This window comes from Micromonospora sp. NPDC006431 (genome assembly GCF_042870725.1).
Classification (GTDB): Bacteria; Actinomycetota; Actinomycetes; order Mycobacteriales; family Micromonosporaceae; genus Micromonospora.
Genome location: NZ_JBIAHQ010000001.1, coordinates 103,441 through 128,791 on the forward strand (window position 1 = coordinate 103,441; position 25,351 = coordinate 128,791).

The following is a 25,351-nucleotide window of genomic DNA, read 5'->3' on the forward strand; positions in this document are numbered from 1 at the left end:
GAAATGTCAAAAACACGTGTGGGATCGGACACGGTCGCATAACGCGGGAGGCAGCAACGTGAGGCGCCGTTCTAGGCTCCGTGCGGGACCTGGACGGGAAGTGGGATCTTGGTACGGGGGTGGCACCGCCATGCCGACGACCGTCGGTAGACGGATGGACCGCCTCGCTCCAGTCCAGCGCGGCACCCGTCGGATCGATCGCAGGACAGTCGTACGCAGCGGCGTCGTGGCCGCCGTCGCCTACGTGGCGTGGCTCGCCATCGGCGCGTTCGGGCGGCCGTACAACTTCTTCGACATGCGGATCTACCACGGTGCCGTGGTGTGGTGGGCCAGCGGGAACGGGCTCTACGACTTCATCGCCCCCTCGACGACCCTCGGCTTCACCTACCCGCCCTTCGCCGGCCTGGTCATGCTGCCGATGTCCTGGCTGCCGGTCGCGGCGGCCGGCTCGCTCAACGCCCTGGCCAGCATCGCCGCGCTCGCCGTCGTACTGGCCGCGCTGCTGCGCCCGATCGTCGACCGGCTGGGCTGGTCGCTCTGGTTCACCGTCGGCATCGCCACGCCGCTGGCCGTCGCCATCGAGCCGTCCCGGGAGACCCTCGGATACGGCCAGGTCAACCTGCTGCTGTTCGCGCTGATCATGGCGGATCTGGTCGGCCTGCGCTGGCGGGCGAAGCGGGGCACCCACCACGACACCGCCGACTCGGCGCTGGCCCGGTACGTCTACAGCGGGGCCTGGGCCGGCGTCGGCATCGGACTGGCCACCGCGGTCAAGCTCACCCCGGCGCTGTTCATCGCGTACCTGATGATCACCCGGCAGTGGCGGGCGGCGATGACCGCGATCGGCACCGCCATCGGCGTGACCCTCGCGACGTTCGCCGTGGTCGGGCCGGAGTCGCGGACCTACTTCGGCACCGTGCTCTGGCAGACCGAGCGGGTCGGCGCGGCGGACATGACCGCCAACCAGTCGCTGGCCGGGCTGCTGGCCCGGCTCTACGACTCGATCGAGACACCCGGACTGCTCTGGCTGGCGTTCTCGGTGCTGATGCTGGCGCTGGGGCTGTCCCGGGCGGCCGGCGCCCGCGCCGACGGCGACGAGTTGACCGCGTTCACCCTGGTCGGGCTGACCGCCAACGTCATCAGCCCGATCTCCTGGTCGCACCATCTGGTCTGGGTGATCCCGGCGATCATCGTGCTGGCCGACGCCGCGGTACGCCGCCACGAGGCGAGCCGCGGTCTGTCGGTACGGATCACCGGGATGCCACCCACCGGCGGCGTGCCCGCGCTGCGCCCGCCGATCTGGTATCCGGCGCTCACCGGGCTGCGGCACGGGCTCGGCGCGCTCGCCCTTTACCTGCTCTTCCTGGTCTCGCCCATCTGGCCGTACGAGCACCAACTCCCCGAGGTGTCCCACTACCAGGACGGCCTGTTCGGCGCGCTGATGGAGAACTCGCTGGCGATCGCCCTGATCGTGCTCGTCGCGGCACTGCCCTGGCGCCCCGGCGCGGAGCCCGCGTTCTACCACGACCGGCTGGTCCGCGCCGCCCAGCTCGCCGGCCGGCGCTGACCGTCCCACCCGGCCGCGTTCCCCGCCCTCGTGCGCCGGTCAGGGGCAGTTCACCCACTCCTCGGTGCCGTCGGCGAACACCTGCCGCTTCCAGATCGGCAGCCGCGCCTTCACCTCGTCCACCAGCCGGGCGCAGGCCGCGAAGGCCGCCGCCCGGTGGGCGCTGCTGACCGCCGCGACCAGGGCCGCGTCGCCGATCTCCAGCCGGCCGATCCGGTGCGACACGGCCACCGCGTACACGTCCGGATCGGCGGCGATCTCAGCGGCCACCTCGCGCAGCACCGCCTCGGCGGTGGGGTGTCCCTCGTACTCGAGCAGGGTGACCGACCGGCCGTGGTCGTGGTCGCGGACCACGCCCTGGAACGACACCACCGCGCCGGCCCGCCGGTCGGCCACCGCCGCCTCGTGCGCGGCCAGGTCGAGCGGCTGGTCGGTCACCACGCCGATGGTGAGCCCCACGACCGGGCTCACTGTTCCTCCCTCGTTCGCGACTGCGGGGCTCGCAACCCCGGCACTCCTCGCGCTCACCATGACCGCTCCCCGGGGGTCAACGGCAGCGGTACGAGCGGCACCCGGTCGCCGGCCTCGCCGCTGGTGCCCGGGCGGATCACCGCGAAGCCGTCCGCCCCGGCCAGCCCGCGCAGCATCGCCGAGCCGACGTGGCGCAGCGGGCGGGCGGTGCCGGCCGCCCGGTCCCAGCGGACCAGGGCCAGGTGGGTGTAGTCGCCTCGGCCGTGGACCGGCTCGGCGAGGGTGACCTGCGGCAGCACCGGCATCGGCCGACCCTGCAGGCCGGCGAGCAGCGGGGCGACCAGCGAGACCAGCGCGACCACGGCCGACTGCGGGTTGCCCGGCAAGCCCGCCACGAACCGGACCCGCCCGTCGTCGCCCACCAGCCGGGCCAGCAGCATCGGGAACCCCGGACGCACCGCCACCGTGTTGACCACGTAGTCCGCGCCGAGCTCCGCCAGCGCCGGGTGCAGGTGGTCGACCGGACCGTGCATGGTCCCGCCGGTGGTGCAGACCAGGTCGGCATCGGCGAGCGCACCGCGAAGCGCCGCCACGTGGGCGGGGAGGGTGTCGGCCACCGGGCCGACCACGTCGGCCGCCCGCACCTGGCAGCCGTACCGGCGCAGCCAGGCCGGCACCGCCGGGCCGAGGGCGTCGCGGACCCGGCCGGCGCCCGGCGGGCCGGTGGTCAGCAGTTCGTCGCCGAACACCAGCAGCGCCGCCCGCGGCGGGCGGCGGACCCGCAGCGTGTCGCGACCGCAGGAGGCGGCCAGCCCGATCAGCGCCGGGTCGACCGGGGTGCCGGCGGGCAGCAGCTCCTCCCCGGCGTACGCCTCCTCGCCCGGCTCCCGCCACTCGGGGGCGGGACGCGGCGTGCCGGCCACCCGACCGTCCGCGGTCCGGGTCGACTCCTCGATCCGCAGGATCGCGGCGGCCCCCGCCGGGACCATCGCGCCGGTGGCGATCTCGACGGTGGTGCCGTCGGTGGCCAGCGGGGGCGGGGTGTGCCCGGCGAGCACCCGGCCGACCACCTGCCACGGCCCGTCCCCCCGCACCGCCCAGCCATCCACGCTGGAGGTGGGGAACGCCGGCAGGTCGGTACGGGTGGTCAGCGGCTCGGCGAGGGTGTGGCCGTCGGCGTCGGCGAGTGGCCGGTCGACCGCGGGGAGCGCGGCGGCGAGGCCCACCTCGTACACCCGGGAGCGGGCCTCCTCCCACCCGGCTGGCGGCGGCGTAGCGACCTGGGCCGCCGTAGCTGCGGTTTCCGTGCTCATTCGGCGAGCCTATCGCCGGCCGGGTGCCTCGTCAGTGGTCGCCGTTGCTCAGTTGGTCGACGGCATGCCGGAGAATCGGGCCGAGCACGGCCAGCCCGTCCTTCGCCCCACCCCGGGAGCCGGGCAGGTTCACCACCAGCATCCGGCCCGCCACGCCGGCCAGCCCCCGGGAGAGAGCCGCGGTGGGCACGGTGTCGCGGCTGTAGGCCCGGATGGCCTCGGCGATCCCGGGCACCTCGTAGTCGAGCAGGGCCCGGGTCACCTCGGGAGTCCGGTCGGTCGAGGTGATGCCGGTGCCGCCGCTGGTCAACACCACGTCGATGCCCTCGTCGCGGGCGGCCCGCAGCGCGGCCCCCACCGGCTCGCCGTCCGGCACCACCACCGGCTCGTCGACCTCGCAGCCCAGCTCGCGAAGGCCGGCGACGAGCAGCGGGCCGCTGGTATCCGCGTACACCCCGGCGGCGGCCCGGTTGGAGGCGACGATCACCCGGGCCCGGATCACGGCCGGTCCTCCGGTCGGACCCACTCGCCGGTCTTGCCGCCCTCCTTGCGCAGGACGCGTACCGCGTCCACGGAGGCCGCCGGGTCGACGGCCTTGACCATGTCGACCAGGGCGAGCCCGGCGACCGCCACCGCGGTGAGCGCCTCCATCTCCACGCCCGTCCGGTCGGCGGTCTTCGCGGTCGCGGTGATCTCGACGGTGTCGGTGGTGAGCCGCAGGTCGACGGTGACGCCGTGCAGCGCGATCGGATGACAGAGCGGGATCAGGTCGGGGGTCCGCTTCGCCCCCATGATCCCGGCCAGCCGGCCCACCGCCAGCGCGTCGCCCTTGGGCAGGCCGTCCCGGCGCAGCAGCTCCACCACCTCGGACGTGGTGCGGAGCCGGCCGGCGGCGACCGCGAGCCGGCCGGAGACCGGCTTGGCGGAGACGTCGACCATCCGGGCCGCGCCGGCCGGATCGACGTGGGTGAGCTGCGCGGGATCGGTCACGGCCGCGAGCCTATCCTCCGGGTCCGACCAGCCGCCGGAACCGTCGGTGGGGAGGAGCGCCGTGCCGAGCGTGCCGATCGCGCCGCACCGCGCTCCTCCCTCAGCCACCCACCGTCCAGTCGCTGGGGGGAACCTGACGGCGGGCGTCCCGTCGACCGGGTCCGCCGCTGGCTGGACCGCCCCCGTTCGGTCGACACGCGGAGGACGGTAGCGGGCGCCGCGATAAGAAAACGATAAGTCGGACCGCGCCTGGTCAGGAAGCACCTTCGGCTAGCCGCCGGCGGATCTCGTGCCGTTCGGGGACACCCATCCGTTCGAAGATGGCCAGCGCGCGCCGCCAGAATCGACGCGCCTCGGCCGGATCGACGGTGACCAGGTGCTCGGCAAGTCCATTGAGCGCCCGACCCTGCTCGTAAGGATGCGCGATGCGGGTGGCGATGCCCAGCGCCTCCCGGTACATCGTCGCCGATTCCTCGAGGCGCCCCATCGCCCGAAGCGTCATGGCCAGTTCGTTGCGCGCCTCGGCTTGCACGTGGCGTTCGCCCGAGTTGGCGGCGGATTCGATAGCCGCCTGGTGGCCCCGCATGGCTTCGTCGTAGCGGCCGAGTTGCCGGTACGTGCCGGCGAGGTCGCTGAGCACCTCGGCCCTGCCGAACCCGTTCCCCTTGCGGTCCCGGAGCGCCAGGGAGGCGCGGAGCAGGCGCTCTGCCTGCGCACTCTCACCCAGGCGGTAGCGCACCCCGCCCAGATGGCCGAGCGCGTTCGCCACGTGGAAGTAGTCCCGTTGGGTCCCGGCGAGGTAGAGGTGCAGCCGGTTCAGCGCCATGGACTCCTCGTACCTGCCGAGGAATCTCAGCGTCAGGCCAAGGTTCGGCAGCACCGGAAGGCTGTCCAGGACACCTGCCCGCAGCGTCGACCTGGTGATCTCCAGGGACTCCTGAAGCCGGCCAGTGAGCCAGTGGACGACCCCCAGGTTCACCCGCGCCCGGTTCGTGCCCTCGATATCGCCGAGCTCGGCTCGGATCGACACGGCCTCGTTCAAGTGCGCCAACGCCTCCTGGTACGCGCCGGTGCGCACACAGGCCGAGGCGAGGTAGTTGTGCATGAGAGCGACCGCATGCCGGTCGCCGGACCTACGCGCTGCGACCAGCCCTTCCCGATGGGTCGCGGTGATGTCGTCGTAATAGCCCCGCGTGTAGAAGAACCTCCAGGCTGCCCGGGCCAGCCGCCACGCCAGCCCGTCGTGGCCCTCCTGCCCGGCCTGCCGGACCAGGGCGCCCAGGTTGAGTCGCTGCTCCTCCAACCATTCCAGGTCGCCGGGCAGTCGGATGGAGAGAAGGTCGGGGCGTAGGGGGCTGGTCAGGCGAAGATGCTGACTGACGAGGCGCTGCTCGTCGATCGGCGCGGAGACCTTCACCACCGAATGCACGAGGTGGTCCAAAAGGCTCTCCATCGCCGTTCTTCGAGTCGTTTCGGGATCCGCCTGCAGGCTCAACTCGAAGGCGTACTGCCGCATCAGGTCATGGAGGCGGTAGCGTCCGTCGGCGATCTCCTCCATCAGGTGGCGGTCGACGAGTTCGTCCACCAGTTCGGCCGCCTCGTCCAGCGGAACGTCCGTGAGGGCGCCGATCATCGCAATGTCGAGATGGCTCCCGGCAGCCAGTCCAAACGATCTGAAGACTCTCTTCGCCGGGTCGCTGAGCGGCTCGTACGACTCGGCGAAGGCTTCGACCACGGTCCGGTCCTCGGCCTGCAACTGCGGCAGGAAGGCCGGCTTGCCGACGAGCCGGCGAACCATGTCGGACATGCTCCAGGCCGGCCGGTGCGCGAGTCGCGTACCGGCCAACCTGATGGCCAGCGGCAGGCGACCGCAGATGCGCACCAGGTCCATCGCGCCCTCGACGTCGGCTCTCACCCGATGCTCACCGACCAGTGCTCTGAGCAGACTCAGCGCTTCGGGCTCGGCGAGCACCGGAAGGGACACCGGAGGCCGTGCCGTGAGAGCCAGCAGGCGGCGCCGGCTGGTCACGAAGACCGCACAACCGCCTGAGGTGGGTAGCAGCGCCTCGACCTGAGCGCTGTCAGCCGCGTTGTCCAGGATCACCACGACTCTGCGGAGCGCCAGTTCCCGCCGCCACATCTCCGTCCGGTCCGACAGCTCGCCGGGTATCCGGCCGGCCGGCACGCCCAACTGCCGGAGCAGGACGACCAGCGCCGCGGCGGGTTGAACCGACGCACCCGCTGAGTGCCCCCGCAGGTCGATGAACAACTGCCCGTCCGGATAGCGGTCGGCGAGGCGGGCGGCCAGGTGTACGGCGAGGGTCGTCTTCCCACAGCCAGCCATCCCGTCGACCAGCCGAATCACTGGAGCTGCCTCGTCCTCGGCGGCGATCTCGGCGAGCATCCGCTCGACGATCTGCGTGCGGCCGATGAAGTCCGGCACGACCCGGGGCAGCCAGTTGGTGTGCCGGCCCTGGTCGTCGGAACGCCCGGCCGCCTCCGATCCGGGAAACCAGCCCGCCTTGTGAACCGTCCGCCGGGTGTCGACCACCTGTCGCCGGAGCTGTTCCAGCTCGGCACCGGGCCGGACGCCCAACTGTTCGGCGAGGGCGTCGCGGGTGGCCTGATAGACGGAGAGGGCACCGCTGAGATCGTCGGTCTGGATGAGGGCTCGCATGAGCAGGGCCTGTGCAGGCTCCCGTACGGGCTGCTGGGACGTATGGGAGCGGAGGAGGAGGACCGCGAGGTCGGCGCGACCGGTCCGCAGGTGGAGGTCGGCCAGGAGCTCGACGGCGGACTGCCGTTCGCGCTCGACGACCTCTCGCGCCCCGAGCAGGGACGGGCCGAGTGGTAGCCCGGCGAAGAGCGGACCCTGCCACGCTTCGAGCACAGCGCTGAGCAGAGCCGCCGCCGAGACCAGATCACCGGCGTCGGCCACCTCTCGGGCGTGGAGCCACTGCGCCGACAGGCGGATCAGATCGACCCTGCGCTCGTCCGTCCGGAGGCGGTATCCGCCCTGTTCGCGGACGACGGTCGCGTGCCCGCCCGGAGCGGATCCGAGGGCGCGTCGAAGATTGGCCGCGTAGGTGCGCACGTTGGGAACGGCAGAACGTGGCGGCTCCTCGGGCCAGAGTTCGTCCACCAACTCGTCCATGGTCACCAGCCGGCCGGCACGCAGGGCGAGCATCGCGAGGACCAGTCGCTGCTTCGGTGTCCCGAGTTGGAGGCGCTGTCCCTCGAGTCGTACTGCGAGACCACCCAGGACTCGAATTTCCACGAGGGCCGACTCCGGTTTGATTGCGCTTCAACTGATCGCACTGGGATTTTAGCGACGAATGCCGAAGGCCGATGGCCCGTGACGCACATTCGTGAGACGGCGGCGGCAACCGGGGACCTCACCGATCGTGGTCCTGGAAACGCCATCCGAAGTGAGGTTGAAAAGTGTGCAGACACTGAGGACGCTTGCAGTCAGGATGCGACTTCCAGCAAGCGATTGCGCTGGGCGACCGGCCGGGCACGTGCAGGATCGAGGTCACTTCGCTCCGCACAGCGCCGATGGACAGAACGTCATATAGCGCCACAGTCTTGGCTAATATTGCGCATACCGACATTTATGCCTTCTGAACCGGCGCATCTCACTCCTAAGCTGCTTTCCCAGGGTTTAAGACCCATCGAACGTTGTGAAAGACAGTCGGAAGGAGTCGGGCGATGCGCGGCAGCGAGTGGCACTGAAACTCGAGACTTCACGCAGGAAATCTCGCACGGTACGCTCCGGGCATCAGACGTGTTGGTTGATGCCGCTACGGGCTTCAGCCATTCAGCCTACGGAGCTGGATGAGCCACACCGACGGACGACGTGTTGTTGAGACCGATCGGCACCTTGTGGCGCTCGTCGGTCTCATCGTCGCTTTCGCCTCAGCCGCGGCAGCCACCGCTCTGATCTTCCTGGTGCGGCAGCCTCCCCATTCGGTCAGGGATGTCGCGACGCTCGTCACGCTGATCTTCATGATCGCCGTCGGGGGAATCGTCAAGACCTCGGTCCGGATACGGTCGACGACGCTCGCCATCGCCTGGGTCGAGACGGCCATCGTCATCGGGGTCGCGATCGCGCCGGCTCCCTGGGTCATTCTCGGCACCGCCGTGGGTGTGGCCGCGTCCTCAGCCATACTGCGCCTACCGGCGATCAAGACCGCCTTTGGCATCGGCAAGAACGTGCTGATCGCGGCGGGAGCCGTGACGGTGGCCCGGTTCCTCGACTGGCCCTGGGCGTCCCCGTCGATCAGCGACCTGATCGGCACACTCGCCATCGTCTACCTGGTCGCGGCGCTCCTCGACGACCTGCTCGCCATGCCGGTCATCGCCTTGGCTTCCGGCACCCGGATCTCGCAGCAGTTCCGCAGCGACCTCGATCTGCGGATCGCCGGCTTCGCGGTCCGGTTCGTGGTGGCGGTCTGCACCCTGCTCATCCTCCAGGCCGACCCACGGCTGCTGCTCGCCGTGCCGCCGCTGGTGCTCAGCCTGCACCTGGCGTACTCCACCCGGATCCGCGCGCGCACCGAGCAGCAGGCCTGGCAGCGACTCGCCCGGACCACCGACGCGCTCAACGTGGTGGACCTCGACCAGGTGCTGACCACTGCGGTAACCCAGGCCGCTGAGCTCTTCTCCGCCGACGAGGTCGAGATCGAGCTGCACGAGGGGCGACGCACGGTCCGGGGTGGGACCGGCGGCATCGCGTACGACGGGGAGATTCCCGAGCCCAGCGTGGTGGACGGCAGGGTCATCCCGGTCGCGCTGGAGGGGCACGACCATGTGGCCGACCTCGGTGTGCTGCGACTCCGGTTCGCCGGGCCCGTCGAGCTCTCCGAGCGGGAGCAGTACACCCTGCGTACCTTCGCCTCCGCCCTCTGCACCGCGGTCCGCAACGCCCAGGCGTACGCCGAGTTGGCCCGGATCGCCGAGGAGCACGCGTACGCCGCCACCCACGACGCCCTGACCGGGCTCTCCAACCGGCGTCACCTGCTCGATGAGGGCACCGATCAGCTCACCACCCGGCACGCGGAGGGCGTCACCGCGCTGGTGCTGATCGACCTCAACCACTTCAAGGAGGTCAACGACACCCTCGGGCACGGCGCCGGTGACCGGGTGCTGATGCAGGTGGCCGACCGGCTGCGCGGCGCGGCCCGGCCGGGCGACCTGGTGGCCCGGCTCGGCGGCGACGAGTTCGCGGTGCTGCTGCGCGGGCTGCCCGCCCCGGCGGTGGCCGCGCACCGGGCCGAGGCGCTGCTGGCCGCCCTGCACGAGCCGCTCGACCTGGACGGCATGCGGATCAGCGTGGAGGCCAGCGGCGGCATCGCGGTCGCCCCGGCCAATGGCGGGATGCCCGAGCTGCTGCGTCGCGCCGACGTGGCGATGTATCAGGCGAAGCGGGCCGGCCAGCGAATCTCCACGTACGCCCCGACCCGGGACACCGCGGACCTCGGCCGGCTCACCCTCGGCGGCGAACTCTCCCGCGCGGTGGCCGACCACGAGTTCACCGTCAACTTCCAGCCGATCGTCGACCTGGGCAGCGGCGAGGTGATCGGTGCGGAGGCGCTGGCCCGCTGGCACCACCCGACGCACGGCATGATCGACCCGCTGCGCTTCATCGAGGCGGTGGAACGCTCCGGGCTGCTGCCCGCGTTCGCCGAGGCGATCCTCGACCAGGCGCTGATCGCGGCCGGCAGCTGGCGGGCCGCCGGCTTCGACCTGCCCGTCTCGGTGAACGTGTCGCCCCGCAGCCTCCTCGACGCCCGCTTCCCCGGGGCGGTGCTGGCCCGGCTGCGGGCGCACGACCTGCCCCCGGACCGGCTGGTGCTGGAGCTGACCGAGACCCTGACACTCAGCCAGCTCGACGTGGTGGACCGGGTGCTCAGCCGGCTGCGCGACTCCGGTGTACGGCTGGCCCTCGACGACTTCGGCACCGGCTACTCCTCGCTGTCGCTGCTGTCCCGCATCCCGGTGCACGAGTTGAAGATCGACCGCAGCTTCGTCACCGCCATGGAGAGTTCGGCCGAGGCCGCGGCCGTGATCCGCTCCACCCTCGACCTGGGCCGCAGCCTCGACCTGACCGTGGTGGCCGAGGGCGTGGAGAGCGAACCGCAGCGGCGGGCGCTCTGGGAGCTGGGGTGCGCCGCCGGCCAGGGCCATCTTTTCGCCCGGCCGCTGCCGGCCGGCGCGCTGCTCGCCGCCCTCCAGCGGGGGGCGGGCGGCCGACCGGGCAGCCTCGTGGCGCCGCTGCACGACGCGGGCGCGGTGATCCGCCTGCCGGGTCGCCGCACCGGCGGCCGAGGGCGCGCCGCCACCTCGGCGTCCGCCGCCGGCCAGACCGCCGACGAGTCCAGCCACCACTGATCCCCCCGGCGTAAACCGCCAGCTCTTGGCGGTACGCGAAACCCACGCCGCCGGCCGGCCCTGCGACGAGGAGCACGACCCGGACGCCGGAACGCCCATCTGCCAGACTGGGCCGCGTGATCGTCGACCCCGATCGAAGCTTCCGTCGCTGGCGGGCCGTGGACTCCGCCGCCGGCGGGCTCGCCCTCGACCTGGGCCTCTACGCCCTCTCGGCGGTCTTCGCCGGGGTCACCGCCGCCACCTCCACCCTGCTCCCGCACCGGGCCTGGGGCACGGTCGCCGCCGCCGGCTACCTGGTGGCCGCGCTCGCCGTGGCAGGTCAACTCCTCGCCCGGCGGCACCGCTGCGACGCACCGCTCACCGGACTCGGCGCCCGCTGGGCGGTCACCGGGTTCGCCTGGGCCACCACCGCGCTGCTGCCGGTCGTGGCGCAGAGCATCCAGCGGGCGGCGGGGCGTACCGACCGGGCGCAGGAGGAGGTGGTCGTGGTCGAGCACGCCGGCGCCCGGCTGGCCGAGCACGGCACCCCCTACCTGGGGCACGACGCGATCGCCGCGCTACCTCCGGCGGAGCAACTGCTCGGCTACACCCCGTACCAGCCGGGCATGGCGCTGTTCGGGCTGCCCCGGGCCGCCGTCGACGCCTGGTGGACCGACGCGCGGGTCTGGTTCGCCCTGGTCACCGCCGGTGTGCTGGCCCTCGCGGTGGCCACGCTGCGCAGCCGGCCCGCCCCGGCCACGCCCCGCCGCCACGCCGCGCTGCTCCGGGCCGTCCAGGCGGCCACGGTGCTGCCGGTCTGCGCGCTCACCCTGGCGAGCGGCGGCGACGACCTGCCCGTACTCGCGCTCTGCCTGCTCGGGCTGGCCTTCGCCGCCGCCGATCGGCCCGGTCGGGCCGGCCTGGCGGTCGGCGCGGCGGGCGCCCTGAAACTCTTCGCCTGGCCGGTCGCGCTCGTGCTGATCTGCTGGGCCGCCACCCGCCGGGCCGGCCTCCGCACCGCCCTCGGTGCCCTCGGGCTGCCGGCGCTCGCGCTGGTCCCCGCCCTGCTGGTCGACCGTGACGCGCTGGTGGAGAACGTGCTGCGCTTCCCGCTCGGGCACGGGCTGGTGACCAGTCCCGCGCAGTCCCCGTTCCCCGGCCACCTGATCGCCACCGCGCTGCCCGCCGGCCGGATCGTCGCCGCCGCGCTGCTGGTCGCGGCCGGGGCGGCGATCGCCGTCCGGCTCCTCCGCCGTCCACCGCGCACCGCCGCCGCCACCGCGCTGATCTGCGGGTACGGACTGCTCGCGGCGATCCTGCTGATGCCCTCGACCCGTTTCGGCTACCTGCTCTACCCGGTCGCCCTGCTGGCCTGGGCCCCCGCGCTGGCACTCCCGGAAGCCGCGGTGCGCCCTGAGACGCCCGCCCCGGGCCGCTTCCGCCAACTCCCGGACGCGGCCGGTCGGCAGGGCGTAAACCTGAGGACATGACCACCTATCGCGATCGGGCCGAGGCGGGCCGCATGCTCGCCGACAAGCTCACCGACCTCGCCGGGCGGCCGGGGGTCATCGTGCTCGGGCTGGTACGCGGCGGCGTGGAGGTCGCCCGGGTGATCGCCGAACGGCTCGGCGTGCCCCTCGACGTGCTGGTGGTCCGCAAGCTCGGCGTGCCGTTCGCACCCGAGGTGGCGTACGGTGCGCTCGGCCCCGGCGGCGTGCAGGTCCTCAACGAGATGGTCGCGAACCGGCTCAGCGAGGTCGACAAAGCCGAGGTCCGGCAGCGGGAACAGGCCGAACTGGAGCGCCGCGAGGGCCTCTACCGGGCCGGCCGGCCGCCGCTCGACCTCACCGGGCGAACGGCGGTCATCGCCGACGACGGGCTGGCCACCGGCGCCACCGCCCGCGCCGCCGTGCAGGTCGCCCGCCACCTCGGTGCGGCCCGGGTCGTCGTGGCCGTGCCGGTGGGCTCCCGAGAGGCGTACGAGATGCTGGCCGGCGAGGCCGACCAGGTGGTCATTCTGGAGACGCCGCCCGACTTCATGGCGGTCGGCGCGTACTACGAGGACTTCCACGAGGTCTCCGACAACGAGGTGACGGAAACGCTGAAGGCCACCGCGTGAGGTCACCGGGTACCGTCGGTGCCATGCAGCTCACCTGTCCCAAATGTCATGGCGAAATGCGCCAGTACGAGCGCAGCGGAGTGATCATCGACCAGTGCGGCGAGTGCCGGGGCATCTTCCTCGACCGCGGCGAGCTCGAGAAGCTGTTCGAGGCCGAGGCGAACTGGAACCAGCAGCACAGCCCCCAGCCGGCCGCCCCGGCCGCCGGCGGCTACGCCCCGCCGCCCCCACCGCCACCCGCCGCCGCCCCGCACCAGCCCGGCTACGGCGCCGTCCCGCCCCCTCCGCCGCCGCCCGGCCACGGCTACGCGCAGCCCGCGTACGGCCACGGCCAGCACCACGGCTACCACGGCCACTACCGCCGCAAGAAGCGCCACGGCTTCCTCGGCGAGCTCTTCGACTGACCGATGCCCGGCCCGGCCGGGGCACACCCCCGGCCCGCCCGCGCGGCACCTCTGCCGTGGTGCCGCGCGGCGTTTCGTGTGCGACGCTCACCCCCATGAAGCCCACCGGGCAGCACATCGCCCTGGCGCAGGCCTACGACGGCATCACCCGAGTGGTCGCCGATCTCGACGACGCCGACCTACAACGACCGACCCGCTGCCGGGGATGGCTCGTCGCCGACCTGCTCTTCCACATCCTCTGCGACGCCCAGCGGGCCCTGGTCGCGCTCGCCAGCCCCACCGACCGCCCGGCCGACGTGGACGACGTCAGCTACTGGCGCGCGTTCACCCCGGGAGGCGGCGACGAGGCCAGCGTGCGGCACGCCTGGTGGGTCCGCCGCTCGGCCGCCGCCTTCGACCGGCCCAGCGGGGTGGTGCGGCTCTGGTGCGACACCGCCCCCGCCGCCGTCCGCGCGGCCGGCGCGGTCGTGCACGGCGCTGATCCGCACGCCTGCGTCACCACCCAGGGCAAGGTGATCGCCGTACCCGATCTGCTGGCCACCCTCACCACGGAGGCCGTCGTCCACCACCTCGACCTGGTGGTCGATCTGCCGGACGCACCCCCACCCGGCGCCGCCGCCGTCGGCGTCGCGGTGACCACCGTCGACGGCCTGCTCAGCGACGACGCGGTCCGGCCGACCGGCTGGGACGACCGGGAGTACCTGCTCAAGGCCACCGGCCGGATCCCGCTCACCGACCGCGACCGGCGGGACCTGGGCGAGTCCGCCGGCTGGTTCCCGCTGCTCGGCTGAGCCTCACCGTCAGTCCTGCACCGCAGCACCGCTGACGTTGGCCACCGTGCCGGTCATCCCGCTCGCCCGATCCGAGGCCAGGAACGCCGCCACCTCGGCGACCTCCGCCACGGTCAACGCCAGGCTCGCAGGAAGGTCTCCTGCACCAGGTCCTCCGACTCGTCGTACGAGCCGAGCATCCGGTAGCAGTGCACCCGCAGCTCGCCGCGGTGCCGCTCGGTCACCCGCGCGAAGGCGCCCTCGTCGCCCGCCGCCGCGGCCTCGTCTTCGGTACGCCCGACCACCCCCCGTCCGGTCCCCGGTCCTGTCGTCCTCCATCTGACGGCGTCCGGGCCGGAAAGTCATCGCGGCGGGACGGGTCAGACGATCGCCATGTCGACGAAGCGGGACAGGTGCAGTTGGGCCGCGACCGTCACGGTGTCGGTGGGGCCATTCCTGTGTTTGGCCACGATGAAGTCGGCTTCCCCGGCCCGCGGCGACTCCTTGTCGTAGTAGTCGTCCCGGTGCAGCAGGATGACAACGTCGGCATCTTGCTCAATTGAGTTGTGGGCGGCGATGCCGTTGGCGATGAAATTGTGCGTCCCGAGCACGGTCGCGTCGTAGACGTCCTTCTCGCCCACGGACTCGATCGACACGATCTCGTCCCAGAAGACGTCATTCGTGGCGTGCAGGTCGAGGTCGGCAGCATCCAGCACGCCAGCGATCTTCGCGAGCCTCGAACGGCTGGGAGCATGCTTCCACATCGTGCTGCCGCAGAATTTCGTTCCGACGGCAGCCGCAAACTCGCGGTGGCTCATCCGCCGCTCGGCCAGGATCTCTCGAACGCGGGACCACACCTCCCGCGGCACCGTATCGACGTTCGGGTTGCTCTCCGTACCCTCAAGACAAGCCAGCAGAGCGGCACACCTAGCGGCTCGCTCACCATGCACGCCGATCTCACGAAGGAATCGGAGCTGATCGTCGCGTCCGGAAATGTCGAGCGTGTACTGCGGCCGATGACGGGCTACCGGCACCTGCCTCAACCTGGCGGTGATGCCGTAGCGGAGCAGCAGGCGGGAGATGTCCTCCAGCATCCGGCGGCTGGTGGAGGAGAAGTAGACGCGACCACCACGGCCTGACTGGTTGACGGTGACCGACCCGTCGGTTGCCCAGAGGTGCCTCAGGAACAGGGTGACCTGCTCCTTGGGCAGGCCGAAGACAGGCTGTGGCACGAACTTCTCGTGGGACCTCAGCCCGAATAGGCCGAGCCCGTCGAGCCACGCGGCAATCGGATTCCGTCGCCCGCGCGCGAGCCGGTACGGCGCGGGTAGCCGGAGGGTGGTCACCCGAGCTGCGGCGTAGTCGTCTCGAACGGCCGTGACGCCGAAATGCTCGGCCGCGTCCGACACGGCCTGCAGGTTCATCTCGTCACAGCTGGCGTAGCGAATGGGCTGGCGAGGAACGAAGGAGCCATCACCAAGCAGATGCGCAAGCAACACCACCTCGGGCTCAGCCCACGGTTGAACAGCCAACGGCGGCGGGATGTGGCGTGGGGCCGCGATCCTGGTCCCGACCGTCAGCTCGGCCAACGGTACCCAGCCGCCAAAGGTGAGGAAAGGATGGTTCGCCGTAGCGTCGACCTGCTTGCCCGAGGCAAGAGTCATCCGGAAGACTTCCCGAGTCCCGCTGGGGAAAGCGTGCGTCAGCGTTCGCGGCGTGTAGCGGAGGCTCTCGTCCAACGCCCAGACCGGGATGTCCCTCGCCCTGTCGGCAAGGAGCTGCCCGAGGGTCACTTCGGCGTTGTTGTCGGCTCGGATGAGTCGCGTCTCGGCGGTCAGGCAGCCCGATTCACGGAGGTCGGACAATTGCGGTCGCTTGTCGGTGCGCTGCTCGGGGCCACGGTTCAGCTGGCTCACCGCAATCACCGGGCACTCGACCTCCTTGGCCAGCAGCTTGAGGCCACGGGAGAGGTCGGCCACCTCCTGCTGCCGGCTCTCGGTGCGCTTGGGCGAGGTCATCAGCTGGAGGTAGTCGACCACGATCAGCTTGAGGTCGTGCTTCTGCTTGAGCCGGCGCGCCTTGGCCCGGATCTCCATCAGGTTCATGCTCGGCGTGTCGTCCACGAAGAGCGGCGCCTCACTGATCTCGCCCATGCAGCGGGCCAGCTTGGTCCAGTCGTCGTCGGAGAGCTGGCCGCTGCGCAGCACGTGCAGCGGTACGCGCGCCTCGGCCGAGAGGAGTCGCATGACGATCTCGACCTTGCTCATTTCCAGCGAGAAGATCGCCGACGCGTGGTTGGAGCGAATGGAGGCATTTCGGGCAAAGTCCATACTTGCCGTTGACTTGCCCAAACCAGGCCTGCCGGCCACGATGATGAGTTGGCCCGGGTGCAGGCCGTTCAACAGCCGGTCGAGGTCGCTGAAGCCGGTCGGCACCCCGGTCATCACGCCGCCCTGGGCGCCCACGGCCTCGATCTCGTCCAGCGTCGGCTGGAGCATGTCGGCCAGGACGGCGAAATCCTCGCTGACCCGCTTCTCGGTCACCTCGTAGACGGCCTGCTGGGCGAGGTCGACGATGTCGTCGACGTCCCGGCTGCCGCCCTGGCCGGTGCCGTACCCGAGCTGGACGATCTTGGTGCCGGCCTCGACCAGCCGGCGCAGCACCGCGCGCTCGCCGACGATGCGCGCGTAGTAGGCGGCGTTGGCGGCGGTGGGCACGCTGGCGATCAGCGTGTGCAGGTAGGGCGCGCCGCCGATCCGGGCCAGGTCGCCGGAGTCGGCCAGGGCGGCGGCGACGGTGATCGGGTCGGCCGGCTCGCCCCGGCCGTAGATGTCGAGGATCGCGTCGAAGATGGTGGCGTGCACCGGGCGGTAGAAGTCGTTGGACTTCAGGATCTCCACGACATCGGCGATGGCGTCCTTGGAGAGCAGCATGCCGCCGAGGACGCACTGCTCAGCGGCCACGTCCTGGGGCGGGGTCTTCTCGAACTGCGCGTCCCGTTGTGCCTGCGCGGGCGGCGGCCCCCCGGTCCGCTCCGTCCGCGCGTCGTCGGTGACCGACACGGGTCCCCCCCTCGCTGCGTCGGATCGAGTCCAGCTCTACCGCCGGGGTATGACATCTCCGACGACCATCCGGTCGATCGGGGGCCACCGCCCGGACGGTCGGGGGACCACGATACGGAACTCGAGGTCAGACCCTCAACAATGCCGGTGGACGAGCCTCGGGACAACCTGTGGACGCCCGGGGACGGACATGTGCGCAGCGTGTGCACAGGGTGTGGACAAATGCTGGAGAACCCTGGCTCGACCGCCTCTGACCTGCGGTTCTGCAATCCACAGCCTGTGGACGAAAGATTTCCGGTCGGGCCTGAGCACCGTTCGTCCCGTACCATCACCGCGAACGGCTACACCTGGACAGCGGATTGCACGTTCGGTTGAGAAGGGTCACGCTCCGGCCGTGAGACACCGGGACTGGGGAGGCGGGGAGGGCAGCCCGCGCGAGCGCCAGCCGATCTCCCCGTGGGACGAGCCCGCCGAGTCGTTCCCGGTCGCCTCCAGCTCGGCGTCGTCCGCGCCCGAGCGCTACCGCACCCCGAGCCGCCGCGCCATCGAGCGCGGCCAGCAGGAGCCGGTGGACACGTACCTTCCGCAATGGGCGGTGGAGTCGGGCGTCCGCCGGGCGGACGGCAGGGGCCGGCACGCCGCCCCCGACGACGATGACGACGTCGAGCCGCCGTACCCGGATGGTGGCTGGCGGGTGGACGTCGGATGGCGCCGGGAGGCTGGCCGGCGCGGGCTGCCGGCCATCGACGCCGGCCCGGCCGGCGAGCACACCGCCGAGTGGACCCTGGACACCCCGCAGGAGCAGGGGTACGTCGGGAGCCGACAGGCCGCGTCCACCGAGGACGAGCCGATGTCCGGGCCGCCCGTGCGGAGCCGGTCCCGCCGCGCGCAGTCGCGCCGGCCCCAGGTGACCTGGTCGGGCCTGGAGGACAGCACCGCCTCGGGCGGGGAGGAGGACCGGCCGGATGCCGGGCGGCCCACCGGGCGGAGCCGGCGGGCGGCCTCGGAGTCCTGGTCCCGGCCGGCGGTGGACCCGTGGGAGCGGGGCCGGTCGGCCGAGCCTGATCCGGTGGCGCCGCCGGCGGTCGGGGACGCCTCGGGTGTGCACGCCTGGGGCCGTTCGGCCACGGGCCGGTGGGACCAGGCGGAGGGCGCCGGCCGCTGGGACCGGACGGAGCACACTGGCGAGTGGGACCGGCTCACCGACACCGGCGAGTGGGGCCGGTACGCCGAGGTCGACCAGTGGGACCGGACGATGACGCCGCCGGACGACGGCTCCACGTCGCGGCGCGGCGTAAGACGCGCCGAGCTGGAGTTGTCGCAGGGAGCACGACGGAAGGGCCCGCACCGGGAGACCGGTGCGGGCCCTTCCGTCGTGCTGTCCGCTGTCAGCTCGGGGTGACGTTCAGGTTGAACTTGGCGGTCACCTCGGGGTGCAGCTTGATGCTCACCGGGTAGGAGCCGGTCGACTTGATGTGACCGGGCAGCTCCAGCCGGCGGCGGTCCAGGCTCGGACCACCGGCGGCCTTGACGGCCTCGACGACCTCGGCCGGGGTGACCGAGCCGAAGAGCCGGCCGCCGTCGCCGGCGCGAGCCTTCAGGTGGACCTTCAGGCCCTCGATCTGGGCCTTGACCTCGTTGGCGTGGCCGAGGTCGCGGATCTCCCGGGCCGAGCGGGCCCGCTTGATGACCGTGACCTGCTTCTCCGCGCCCTTGGTCCAGGCGATCGCGAAGCCCTGCGGCAGCAGGTAGTTACGGCCGTAGCCGTTCTTCACCTCGACGATGTCGCCCGGAGTACCGAGGCCGGACACCTCCTGAGTCAGGATGATCTTCATGTCCGCGCCTCCTCTCAGCGGGCCGTGGCCGTGTACGGCAGGAGCGCCATCTCGCGGGCGTTCTTGACCGCACGGGCGATCTGCCGCTGCTGCTGCGAGGTAACGCCGGTCACCCGCCGAGCGCGGATCTTGCCGCGGTCGGAGATGAACTTGCGCAGCAGCGCGGTGTCCTTGTAATCGATGTAGGTGATCCCGTCCTTGTCGAGCGGGTTCACCTTCTTCTTCGGCTTGCGCAGTGCCGCAGCCTTGGCCATTGCTCTTGCTCCTGGTTTGCGATCGCGGGCGCTCGGCGCCATTAGAACGGGGGCTCCTCGTCGAAGTTTCCGCCGCCCGAACCACCGCGCGAGGGAGCCGGGGCAGCCGAGGCCCAGGGGTCGTCGAAGTTGCCTCCGCCGCCGCCCTGGCCACCACCACCACCGAAGCCGCCACCGCCGCCCGAGCGGGACATCTTCTGCACCTTCGCCGTGGCGTAGCGCAGCGACGGGCCGATCTCGTCGACCTCCAGCTCGATGACGGTGCGCTTCTCACCCTCGCGGGTCTCGTACGACCGCTGACGCAGCCGGCCGGACACGATCACCCGGGCGCCGCGCTGCAGCGACTCGGCGACGTTCTCGGCGGCCTGCCGCCAGACCGTGCACGAAAGGAACAGCGGCTCGCCGTCCTTCCACTCGCCGGACGCCTTGTCCATGAAGCGGGGCGTCGAGGCGACCCGGAACTTGGCGACGGCCGCCCCGGAGGGGGTGAACCGCAACTCGGGGTCATCGGTCAGGTTGCCGATGACCGTGATGGTGGTGTCTCCTGCCATGACCATCTCCTCGCGCACTCATCGTGTTGCCCTACAGGCTCTCAGAGCCCTCCGACAGCGCCGATGAGGCTTGATCCGGACGTGCCGGGTCGAATGCTCAGCGCATCTCCGGCCGGATGACCTTGGTGCGCAGCACGGACTCGTTGAGCCGCAGCTGACGGTCCAGCTCGGCCACCGCCTCAGGCGTCGCCTGGAGGTCGATGACGGCGTAGATGCCCTCGGCCTTCTTGCTGATCTCGTACGCGAGGCGCCGGCGGCCCCACACGTCGGTCTTCTCCACCGAGCCACCCGCGGTCCGGATCACGTTCAGGTACGTGTCGAGCGACGGGGCGACGGTGCGCTCCTCGAGGCTGGGGTCGAGGATCACCATGATCTCGTAATGACGCAAGACGTGCTCACCTCCTGTGGGCTAAGCGGCCACGGTCCTTCCGTGGCAGGAGGTCGTGCGTCGTGGCCCGTGACCGGCAGCGGGGGGACCCGGCCGGGCGCGGACAACCGGACCAGGATACCCGGTCCGGACGATCATGCCCGGGCCGGTCGTGCGCGGTGCCGCGGGCGCGGCGACAGGGGCCCACCGCCGGCGTCGCGTGCCGGTGGTGGGCCCCTGTCCACAGGGCCGCGAGGCGTCCCGTCCGCATTCCTTGGGTGGGACCTGGGGAGGAACGACCACACCGATGAGGTTGGATCGAGGACGCCCCGCGGAGCTTTATCGTGTTGTCATCTGGTCTGACCATACAACGGCTCTCGTCACCTCTTGGGGGAAATGGAGGAATTTGCCCCACCGACCGGATGCCTGGCCGTCAGGTCTGACGAGTCGGATCCCGCCCCGTCGTGCCGGGCCGCACGGCGGGGCGTCCCGTTGCCGGGGGTCGACCCTGCACCAGCACCCGCTGTGGACCCGGGCCCGGGTGCAGGGTTGACCGTCGATCCCACCTGGAAAACGAGCGCCCGGCCCCCGGGTGACGCCCGCCGCGACGCCCCCGTCCCGCGACGCCGCCGGTACGCCGGCCGGCTGCGGTCACCCCGCTCGTCAGGGGCGCGACGTAGGCTGCCCTGCATGCGAATCGGAGCCCACGTCGATCCGTCCGACCCGTTGGCCGAGGCCGCCGCCCGGGGCGCCGAGGCCGTGCAGTTCTTCCTCGCCGACCCACAGGGTTGGAAGGCCCCGAAGCCACGGGAGGACGCCGACCGGCTGCGTGACGCGGGCGTCGACCTCTACGTCCACGCGCCGTACGTCATCAACGTGGCCACCCTGAACAACCGGATCCGCATCCCCAGCCGCAAGCTGCTCCTCGGCCACGCCACCGCCGCGGCGGCCGTCGGCGCCAAGGGCCTGATCGTGCACGGCGGCCACGTCAACGCCGGCGACGACCTCGCCGCCGGCTTCGACAACTGGCGCAAGACCTTCGCGTACGCCGCGGACTCGGGCGGCTTCCCGGTCCCGGTCCTGATCGAGAACACCGCCGGCGGTGACAACGCCTGCGCCCGTCACCTCGACGCCCTGGCCCGGCTCTGGGACGCCCTCGCCGACCACGAGGTGGGCTTCTGCCTGGACACCTGCCACGCGTACGCCGGGGGCGAGGAACTGCTCGGGCTGGTGGACCGGGTGAAGGCGATCACCGGCCGGATCGACCTGATCCACGCGAACAACTCCAAGGGCGCCTTCAACTCGGGGCAGGACCGGCACGACAACCTGACCGGCGGGACCATCGACCCCGAGCTGGTGGTGGCGGTGATCCGGGCGGCCGGCGCGCCGGTCATCGTGGAGACCCCGGGCGGCGCCGCGGGCCAGGCGGCGGACATCGCCTTCCTGCGGGAGCAGTTGGGCAAGGCGGCATGACCACCGAGCAGTCCGACACCACCGACGGCGGCCGTCCGGCCGGGGGCGACCCCCAGCCGACCGCCGGCGGCAGCGACCCGGACGTGCCCGCCGCGGCGGCGCCCGAGCCGGTCATCCGGCAGCCGGGCACGGACACCGCCACGCCGGCGAAGGAGCCGGCCACGGGTCAAGCCGCCACGTCGACCAAGGAGTTGACCACCGAGCCGCCGACCTCGAAATCCGCCGGCGGCGAGGCGAACGGGAAGACTCAGCCGACCGGCGGGAACGGCACCGGAAAGTCCGCCGCGGAGCCGGCCGGAAAGGCTGGCCGCGACGACACCGCCGCCGACGCGTCCGGAAAGGCCGACGCGTCCGGAAAGGCCGATGCGTCCGGAACGAAGGCGGACGGCAAGTCGGATACGGCGGCCGATCCGTGGTCCGCCTTCGGCCCCGCTCCGGACCCGGTGCTCACCCGGCCCCGCCGGGCGGTCCGCGCGGTGGGCCGCTTCCTGATCCACGAGTGGACCCTGGCCACCGTCGCCTCGCTGGCGCTGGCCGTCCTGATGACCTGGCCCACGCTGCGCTACCCGAACTACACGCTGCCGCAGGACTACTGGGACCCGAGCCTTCAGGCCTGGCAGATGGCCTGGTCCGGGCACATTCTGCTGACCAACCCGGCCCAGCTCTGGCACTCGAACAGCTTCTTCCCCGAGTCCTGGAGCTTCGCCTTCTCCGACACCCTGCTCGGGTACGCCCCGGCCGGCATGCTCGGTCACGGTCCCGAGGCCGCCGTCCTGCGCTACAACATCATGTTCGTGTTGGCGCACGCGCTCGCCACGCTCGGGGCGTACGCACTGGCCCGGCAGTTGGGCGCGGGCCGGATCGGGGCCGCGGTGGCCGGTGCCGGCTACGCGTACGCCCCGTGGCTGCTCGCCCAGGCCGGGCACCTGCACATCCTCTCGAACGGCGGCATCCCGCTGGCGCTGGCGATGCTCGCCCGGGGCCACGGCTGGTCCCTGCGCTACGGCTACCGTCCGCACCGCCGCCACGCCGGTTGGGCGTTCACCGGCTGGCTGGTGGCGGCGTGGCAGCTCAGCCTGGGCTTCGGCATCGGGCTGCCGTTCGCGTACCTGCTGGCCGGCGTCGTACTGGTCTCGACCGTGATCTGGTTCGCCCGGCGCTGGCTGGTCCGGCGGGTGAAGCGCCCGTTCGGTTGGCGGCTGCTCCTCGCCGACGCGCTCGGCGGGCTGCTCTTCGCCGCGGTGGGCGCGCTGTTGGCGGTGCCGTACTTCACGGTTGCGCAGCAACACCCGAACGCGGCCCGGACCCTCGCCGACATCGAGATCTACTCGCCGCCGGTGAGCGGCTTCTTCACCGCCCCGGCCGAGTCACGGATCTGGGGTCCGCTGCACGAGGGGGCGCGGGCGGTGCTGCCCTGGCACCCCGAGATGACGCTGCTGCCCGGCTTCGCGCTGTACGCCCTGGCTGCCGGCGGGCTCTTCTTCTCCGTCTGGCGGGTCCGGCACCGGCTCTTCCTGCTCGCCGGGGTGCTGGTGACGATGGTCCTGGCCATGGGCACACGGTTCTTCGGCGGCCGGTTCAGCTACGTGCCGCTGTTCGACTACCTGCCCGGCTGGAACGGGCTGCGGACCCCGGGCCGGATGATGCTCTGGACCACCCTCCTGCTCGGCCTGCTCGCGGCGGGTGCGGTCACCGCGTTCTGCGCCCGGGTACGCGAGGTGGCCGCCGAGCGGGTCCCGCCGTGGCCCGGCCCGTGGCTGCGCCTGGCCACCCTGCTGCCCCTGCTGCTGGTGATCGTGGAAGGGCTGAACGTCACCCCGCACCCGGTCGTGCCGGCGCAGCCGGCGGCGATGCGTACGGTCGACGGCCCGCTGCTGGTCCTGCCCAGCAGCCAGAACCTCGACCAGCCGGTGATGCTCTGGTCGACCAGCCGGTTCCAGGAGATGGTCAACGGCGGCAGCGGCTTCACCCCGGACAGCCAGGCCCGGGTCCGCGACGCCGTCGTCAGCTTCCCCGACCAGCCCAGCATCGCCTACCTGCGCGAGCTCGGGGTGAAGAACGTGGTCGTGTTGCCCGGGAAGCTCGCCGGCACGCCGTGGGAGGGGCTTCTCGACCGACCTTCCGATGGGCTGGGGGTGACTCGCACGGAGGTCGGTGACGCCGTCGTCTTCCGTCTTGAGTAGATCTGTTGGGGCGGGGTGGACGGGAGCCCAGCCGGCTCCCGGCGGTCAGGCGGTGACGGGCTCGGCGGGACGGTCTGTGGCCGCGGGGCGGTGGCGCCACCGGACGAACCAGGGGGCGTCTTCGGCACCGTTGAGGACGCCGCCGTCCGGGTCGTCGGCGTAGGTGGCCCGGACCGCGTCCCGCTCCGGGCGCAGGATGTCGCGGATCACCAGGCCGCAGAGCACCGCGACGGTGATCAGGCGCAGGCTGGCGGCCAGCACGAAGACCCCTTCGGGGAAGACCGGCCGGCTGGTCGCCGCGCCGAGCAACTCGCCGTAGAAGGCGGCGAAGTAGCAGACCTCGGCGACCTGCCAGGCCAGGAACGCGCCCCAGCGGGGCCGGGCGAGCACCGCGAGCGGGAGCAGCCAGAGCACGAACTGCTGCGACCACACCTTGCTGAAAATCAGGAAGGCGGCGACCATCAGGAAGGCGAGCTGGGCGAGCCGGGGCCGACGGGGGGCGAACCACGCCAGCGCGGCGACGCCGAGGCACGCCAGGCCGAACAGCAGGTACGACACCCAGTTGAGGGTGGCGATGTGGGCGTTCAGCCACTCGAAGGGTCCGAGGTCACCGGGCGCTGCCGGGCTCACCTTGCCGTCCAGGTACCGGCCGATGTACCAGAGCGTGCCCCAGTCGATCGGCCGGGTGGTGTTCAGCTCGAAGAACCGCCCCCAGTTCTCCCGGTAGGGAATCGCCACCGGCAGGTTCACCAACACCACCGTCACCGCGGCCGTAACGACGGACAGGAGGGCGGTGACGGTGGCCCAGAACCGGCCGGCGCGGATCGCGAGGGCCAGGATCGGCCCGAGGAGGAACAGCGGCCACAGCTTCGCCGCGCCGCCTAGCCCGATCAGCGCCCCGGCGAGGACGCCCGGCAGGGCACCGCCCAGTCCGGGTCTGGTGCGCGCCCAGGCCAGCAGCCCGAACGCGGCCAGCCCGACGGCGAGCAGGTCCCAGTTGACGGTGGCGGTGAGCAGCAGCGCGGGGGCGAGCGCGAACATCGCCGCGTCCCACGGTCGTCGTCGGCGCAGCCGGAGGATGACCGCCACGGTGGCGACCGCAAGGACGCTGAGCACCAGCGCGTTGAGGTTGTAGAACCACCGCCCCTGGTTGATGCTCGGGTTGTCCACACCGAGGGCGTGCACCGGCAGCCCGATCGCGCCCATGAAGTAGCCGGTCAGCACCGGGTACTCCACCGGGTGGTCGGCGTAGGGCACCTTGCCCTCGTTGAGCCCTTCGGCGTAGTACAGGGCGAGCACATCCGTGTAGCACATCCGGGTGTACTGCGTGTTGTTCTGCCAGGCGCCGTCCTGGCAGGGCGACTTCTGCACCCAGTGCAGTGCCAGCGTCAGGCAGACCAGGGCCAGCACGATCCGGGCGGCGGTCCAGAACCGTCGCTCGCCGCCCGCCGGCCGGTCCAGGGCGACGGCATGGTCGCCCAGCGGGCCGCCAATCAGTTCCGAGGTGCCCCGCACGAAGCCATCCGAGCGGGACGGGTGGTCGACAGTCCCGGTGTCGTCGATGCCTGCCGTCGACTGGGTGCTCATGGAGAGGCATCCTGCCGTACGTCGGGCCCTCGCGTC

The 25,351-nt window shown here is 71.9% G+C and carries 20 protein-coding genes and 1 pseudogene; 9 read left to right on the forward strand and 12 right to left on the reverse strand.

What is annotated here, in order from left to right:
* Window positions 1-130 precede the first annotated feature (130 nt).
* A complete protein-coding gene (locus tag ACFYM6_RS00525) occupies window positions 131-1,567 on the forward strand; it encodes a glycosyltransferase 87 family protein (protein WP_387270893.1) in 1,437 nt (478 codons plus the stop codon).
* Between the two features lie 39 nt (window positions 1,568-1,606).
* Here ACFYM6_RS00525 and ACFYM6_RS00530 read toward each other — a convergent pair whose 3' ends face one another.
* The 5 genes from ACFYM6_RS00530 to ACFYM6_RS00550 all read right to left on the reverse strand — a co-directional run bounded on the left by ACFYM6_RS00530 (window position 1,607) and on the right by ACFYM6_RS00550 (window position 7,618).
* Window positions 1,607-2,038 carry a molybdenum cofactor biosynthesis protein MoaE gene (locus ACFYM6_RS00530; protein WP_387270895.1) on the reverse strand — a complete coding sequence of 144 codons (432 nt, stop codon included), beginning with the start codon at window positions 2,036-2,038 and terminating at the stop codon, window positions 1,607-1,609.
* A 53-nt stretch (window positions 2,039-2,091) separates the two neighbouring features.
* Window positions 2,092-3,351, reverse strand: coding sequence for a molybdopterin molybdotransferase MoeA (locus tag ACFYM6_RS00535; protein WP_387270897.1), 1,260 nt, complete (start codon window positions 3,349-3,351; stop codon window positions 2,092-2,094).
* A 31-nt stretch (window positions 3,352-3,382) separates the two neighbouring features.
* The gene (locus tag ACFYM6_RS00540; protein ID WP_073837127.1) at window positions 3,383-3,853 is read right to left on the reverse strand and encodes a molybdenum cofactor biosynthesis protein B; all 471 of its coding nucleotides are present in this window, start codon (window positions 3,851-3,853) and stop codon (window positions 3,383-3,385) included.
* Window positions 3,850-4,341 (reverse strand): cyclic pyranopterin monophosphate synthase MoaC, encoded by a 492-nt coding sequence (moaC, locus tag ACFYM6_RS00545; protein WP_387270900.1) that lies wholly within the window; start codon window positions 4,339-4,341, stop codon window positions 3,850-3,852. Before moaC ends, ACFYM6_RS00540 begins: the two co-directional genes overlap by 4 nt.
* 253 nt (window positions 4,342-4,594) lie before the next feature.
* Window positions 4,595-7,618, reverse strand: coding sequence for a BTAD domain-containing putative transcriptional regulator (locus ACFYM6_RS00550; RefSeq protein ID WP_387270902.1), 3,024 nt, complete (start codon window positions 7,616-7,618; stop codon window positions 4,595-4,597).
* 557 nt (window positions 7,619-8,175) lie between these two features.
* On the opposite strand from ACFYM6_RS00550, the gene ACFYM6_RS00555 reads away from it, so the two are divergent.
* The 5 genes from ACFYM6_RS00555 to ACFYM6_RS00575 all read left to right on the forward strand — a co-directional run bounded on the left by ACFYM6_RS00555 (window position 8,176) and on the right by ACFYM6_RS00575 (window position 14,024).
* On the forward strand, window positions 8,176-10,731 hold the full coding sequence (locus ACFYM6_RS00555) for a putative bifunctional diguanylate cyclase/phosphodiesterase (protein WP_387270904.1): 2,556 nt from the start codon (window positions 8,176-8,178) through the stop codon (window positions 10,729-10,731).
* A 116-nt stretch (window positions 10,732-10,847) separates the two neighbouring features.
* Window positions 10,848-12,200, forward strand: a complete 1,353-nt coding sequence (locus ACFYM6_RS00560; RefSeq protein WP_387270906.1) for a glycosyltransferase 87 family protein — start codon at window positions 10,848-10,850, stop codon at window positions 12,198-12,200.
* Window positions 12,197-12,829 (forward strand): phosphoribosyltransferase, encoded by a 633-nt coding sequence (locus ACFYM6_RS00565; protein ID WP_387270908.1) that lies wholly within the window; start codon window positions 12,197-12,199, stop codon window positions 12,827-12,829. The genes ACFYM6_RS00560 and ACFYM6_RS00565 overlap by 4 nt, the downstream gene beginning before the upstream one ends.
* 23 nt (window positions 12,830-12,852) lie before the next feature.
* On the forward strand, window positions 12,853-13,233 hold the full coding sequence (locus ACFYM6_RS00570) for a zf-TFIIB domain-containing protein (protein WP_357434398.1): 381 nt from the start codon (window positions 12,853-12,855) through the stop codon (window positions 13,231-13,233).
* 95 nt (window positions 13,234-13,328) lie between these two features.
* Window positions 13,329-14,024 (forward strand): maleylpyruvate isomerase N-terminal domain-containing protein, encoded by a 696-nt coding sequence (locus ACFYM6_RS00575; protein WP_387270910.1) that lies wholly within the window; start codon window positions 13,329-13,331, stop codon window positions 14,022-14,024.
* A gap of 116 nt (window positions 14,025-14,140) precedes the next feature.
* Here ACFYM6_RS00575 and ACFYM6_RS00580 read toward each other — a convergent pair.
* Window positions 14,141-14,308: pseudogene (locus ACFYM6_RS00580) on the reverse strand (sigma factor); the annotation flags it as partial.
* A gap of 75 nt (window positions 14,309-14,383) precedes the next feature.
* Entirely contained in the window at window positions 14,384-17,065 is a 2,682-nt protein-coding gene (locus ACFYM6_RS00585; protein ID WP_387270912.1) for a replicative DNA helicase, read from the reverse strand.
* A 394-nt stretch (window positions 17,066-17,459) separates the two neighbouring features.
* Between ACFYM6_RS00585 and ACFYM6_RS00590 the strand changes: the two genes are divergently transcribed.
* Window positions 17,460-18,467 carry a hypothetical protein gene (locus tag ACFYM6_RS00590; protein ID WP_387270914.1) on the forward strand — a complete coding sequence of 336 codons (1,008 nt, stop codon included), beginning with the start codon at window positions 17,460-17,462 and terminating at the stop codon, window positions 18,465-18,467.
* On the opposite strand, the gene rplI is transcribed toward ACFYM6_RS00590, so the two are convergent.
* The 4 genes from rplI to rpsF form a co-directional block, all read right to left on the reverse strand.
* Window positions 18,454-18,900 (reverse strand): 50S ribosomal protein L9, encoded by a 447-nt coding sequence (gene rplI / locus ACFYM6_RS00595; RefSeq protein WP_387270916.1) that lies wholly within the window; start codon window positions 18,898-18,900, stop codon window positions 18,454-18,456. The genes ACFYM6_RS00590 and rplI overlap by 14 nt on opposite strands.
* A gap of 14 nt (window positions 18,901-18,914) precedes the next feature.
* Complete coding sequence (gene rpsR / locus ACFYM6_RS00600; RefSeq protein ID WP_007073789.1) at window positions 18,915-19,154, reverse strand: 30S ribosomal protein S18; 240 nt, start codon at window positions 19,152-19,154, stop codon at window positions 18,915-18,917.
* 41 nt (window positions 19,155-19,195) lie between these two features.
* Complete coding sequence (locus tag ACFYM6_RS00605; RefSeq protein WP_198940427.1) at window positions 19,196-19,723, reverse strand: single-stranded DNA-binding protein; 528 nt, start codon at window positions 19,721-19,723, stop codon at window positions 19,196-19,198.
* 79 nt (window positions 19,724-19,802) lie between these two features.
* Complete coding sequence (gene rpsF, locus ACFYM6_RS00610; RefSeq protein ID WP_073836992.1) at window positions 19,803-20,093, reverse strand: 30S ribosomal protein S6; 291 nt, start codon at window positions 20,091-20,093, stop codon at window positions 19,803-19,805.
* A gap of 669 nt (window positions 20,094-20,762) precedes the next feature.
* Here rpsF and ACFYM6_RS00615 point away from each other — a divergent pair.
* Together ACFYM6_RS00615 and ACFYM6_RS00620 are read left to right on the forward strand one after the other, a co-directional pair.
* Window positions 20,763-21,545: a deoxyribonuclease IV gene (locus ACFYM6_RS00615; protein ID WP_387270918.1), complete on the forward strand. Its 783-nt coding sequence runs from the start codon at window positions 20,763-20,765 to the stop codon at window positions 21,543-21,545.
* Window positions 21,542-23,728 carry a hypothetical protein gene (locus tag ACFYM6_RS00620; RefSeq protein ID WP_387270920.1) on the forward strand — a complete coding sequence of 729 codons (2,187 nt, stop codon included), beginning with the start codon at window positions 21,542-21,544 and terminating at the stop codon, window positions 23,726-23,728. The genes ACFYM6_RS00615 and ACFYM6_RS00620 overlap by 4 nt, the downstream gene beginning before the upstream one ends.
* A gap of 45 nt (window positions 23,729-23,773) precedes the next feature.
* Here the strand turns inward: ACFYM6_RS00620 and ACFYM6_RS00625 are convergent, their stop codons facing one another.
* Entirely contained in the window at window positions 23,774-25,315 is a 1,542-nt protein-coding gene (locus ACFYM6_RS00625; RefSeq protein ID WP_387270922.1) for a glycosyltransferase family 87 protein, read from the reverse strand.
* Between the last annotated feature and the right edge of the window lie 36 nt (window positions 25,316-25,351).

Coding starts and splice junctions, on each gene's coding strand:
- rpsR (WP_007073789.1), bottom strand. CDS start 19,154: ATGGCCAAGGCTGCGGCACTGCGCAAGCCGAAGAAGAAGGTGAACCCG.
- ACFYM6_RS00620 (WP_387270920.1), top strand. CDS start 21,542: ATGACCACCGAGCAGTCCGACACCACCGACGGCGGCCGTCCGGCCGGG.
- ACFYM6_RS00575 (WP_387270910.1), top strand. CDS start 13,329: ATGAAGCCCACCGGGCAGCACATCGCCCTGGCGCAGGCCTACGACGGC.
- rplI (WP_387270916.1), bottom strand. CDS start 18,900: ATGAAGATCATCCTGACTCAGGAGGTGTCCGGCCTCGGTACTCCGGGC.
- ACFYM6_RS00535 (WP_387270897.1), bottom strand. CDS start 3,351: ATGAGCACGGAAACCGCAGCTACGGCGGCCCAGGTCGCTACGCCGCCG.
- ACFYM6_RS00525 (WP_387270893.1), top strand. CDS start 131: ATGCCGACGACCGTCGGTAGACGGATGGACCGCCTCGCTCCAGTCCAG.
- ACFYM6_RS00615 (WP_387270918.1), top strand. CDS start 20,763: ATGCGAATCGGAGCCCACGTCGATCCGTCCGACCCGTTGGCCGAGGCC.
- ACFYM6_RS00625 (WP_387270922.1), bottom strand. CDS start 25,315: ATGAGCACCCAGTCGACGGCAGGCATCGACGACACCGGGACTGTCGAC.
- ACFYM6_RS00555 (WP_387270904.1), top strand. CDS start 8,176: ATGAGCCACACCGACGGACGACGTGTTGTTGAGACCGATCGGCACCTT.
- ACFYM6_RS00570 (WP_357434398.1), top strand. CDS start 12,853: ATGCAGCTCACCTGTCCCAAATGTCATGGCGAAATGCGCCAGTACGAG.
- ACFYM6_RS00565 (WP_387270908.1), top strand. CDS start 12,197: ATGACCACCTATCGCGATCGGGCCGAGGCGGGCCGCATGCTCGCCGAC.